Source organism: Streptomyces sp. NTH33 (assembly GCF_003236365.1).
Taxonomy (GTDB): domain Bacteria; phylum Actinomycetota; class Actinomycetes; order Streptomycetales; family Streptomycetaceae; genus Streptomyces.
In genome coordinates this window covers 1-1,998 of record NZ_POTZ01000776.1, presented here as the reverse complement: position 1 = coordinate 1,998, position 1,998 = coordinate 1, and the positions used below count along the sequence as shown (strand labels likewise).

Here is a 1,998-nt window from a genome sequence, read left to right as displayed (position 1 = left end):
GCCTTCAACGAAGACCCCGAGAAGGTGTTCCGCGTCCGCGACCTGCACGAACACCTCGGCCTGCCCACCGACGAGCCCTCGATCAACGTCACCCGCTCCCGGCTGGGACGACTCGTTCGCCAGGGATTCCTCGAGCAACCCGGACGTGGCCGCTATCAGAAACGGACTTAACGCCCTCTGAGAACGCTCCCGCCCTGGGAGTTGATCCCGGCGGGAAGTGTGTTCGCGTTCCTCGCCGAGCACCGTGAGGCGCTCTTTCCCGCGGAGTTCTTCGCGGACATGTATCCGTCGGCCAACGGGCGGCCGTCCCTGCCGCCGCAGGTGCTGGCCGCGACGGTGGTACTGCAGAGCCTGACCGGGCTGTCGGACTTCGAGACGGTCCAGGAACTGCGCTGTGACCTGCGCTGGAAGGCCGCCTGCGGGCTGGGCCTGTACGACACCGCCTTCGATCCCTCGCTGCTGACCTACTTCCGGCGCCGACTTTCGCGCTCGGCCGACCCGATGCGGATCTTCACCAAGGTCAGGGAGGTGGTGGCGGCCACCGGCGTGCTCAAGGGAAAGCAGCGCCGGGCGCTGGATTCCACCGTCCTGGACGATGCGGTGGCCACCCAGGACACCGTCACCCAACTGGTGTCCGCGATCCGCCGGGTGATCCGCGAGGTCCCCGGCGCCGGCGAGGTCGCCGGCCGGTGGTGCACCGCGCACGACTACACCGACCCCGGCAAACCCAAGATCGCCTGGAATGACGAGGCCGCCCGCGCCGCGCTGGTCGACGCGCTGGTGTCCGACGCACTCAACCTGCTCGGCCGGCTGCCCGAGCGCGAGCTGGGCGAGCGGGCCGCGAACGCGGTGGGCCTGCTCGCCCTGGTCGCCGGCCAGGACGTGGAGCCGGCCGAGGACTCCGACGGCCGCGACGGACGCTGGCGCATCGCCCGGCGCACCGTGCCCGACCGGACGGTGTCCACCGTCGATGCCGAGGCCCGGCACATCCACAAGAACCGCGCCCGCCACCAGGAGGGCTACCGCGGGCACGTGTCCTTCGAGCCGGAGGCCGGACTGTTCACCGCCGTGGCGCTGACCGGCGGCTACGGTCCGGACAACCACGAGGCCGCCGTCGCGCTGGACCTGCTGGCCGACGAGGACCACAGCGAGGGCGAGACGCTGACCGTGCTCGGCGACTCCGCCTACGGCACCGGCAGCCTGCGCGAACAGCTGACCGCCGCCGGCCACACCCTGGTGGTCAAGCCGCCCCCGCTGCGGCAGGCCGTCCCCGGCGGCTTCACCATCGACGACTTCCACGTCGACACCGGCGCCGCCACCGTGACCTGCCCGGCGGGACAGACCGCGAACCTGGGCCGCCCCAAGGCCGACGGGGGCCGCACCGCCCAGTTCAAACGGCTGTGCACCGGCTGCCCGCTGCGGGAACGCTGCACGACCTCGAAGACCGGCCGGGTCGTCAACGTCCACCCCCGGCACGAGCTGCTGACCGCCGCCCGGCACCAGGCCGCCACCGACACCGCCTGGCAGGACGAATACCGCCGCTGGCGGCCCCCGGTCGAACGCGCCATCGCCTGGCTCGTCGCCCACGGCCACCGCCGCGTCCGCTACCGAGGCGTGATCGCCAACAACATCGCGCTCCACCACCGCGCCGCCGCCCTCAACCTCCGCCGACTGATCAACCTCGGACTCACCCGCACCAACGGCACCTGGCACCTCGCCCCAACCACCCCATGACGAAGAAGGGGCCGCCCGGCCTGCGGCCGGACAGCCCCTCCACAAGATTTTCAGTGGCCTTCTAGCGTGCCGCCGGTCATCGAGGCGAAGGAGCGGTCGTGGAACAGGGCGGACGCTGGAGCCTACTCGTCGTCGGCGGGGTCTATCAGGAATTAGGTGTGATTCGTCTGTTTAGCCTACGAGTTGTTCGGTGGGCTGTTCGGTCTACACTCGTCCGGCGGTGAGCCGGCCGTCGAAGAGGACGTCGAACTCGTTGAGGGCGGA

The 1,998-nt window shown here is 70.9% G+C and carries 1 protein-coding gene; it reads left to right on the top strand.

Annotation, left to right across the window (positions count from 1 at the left end):
• The first annotated feature begins 177 nt into the window (after positions 1 to 177).
• The gene (locus C1I97_RS36120; RefSeq protein WP_111007142.1) at positions 178 to 1,734 is read left to right on the top strand and encodes an IS1182 family transposase; all 1,557 of its coding nucleotides are present in this window, start codon (positions 178 to 180) and stop codon (positions 1,732 to 1,734) included.
• Positions 1,735 to 1,998: the final 264 nt, after the last annotated feature.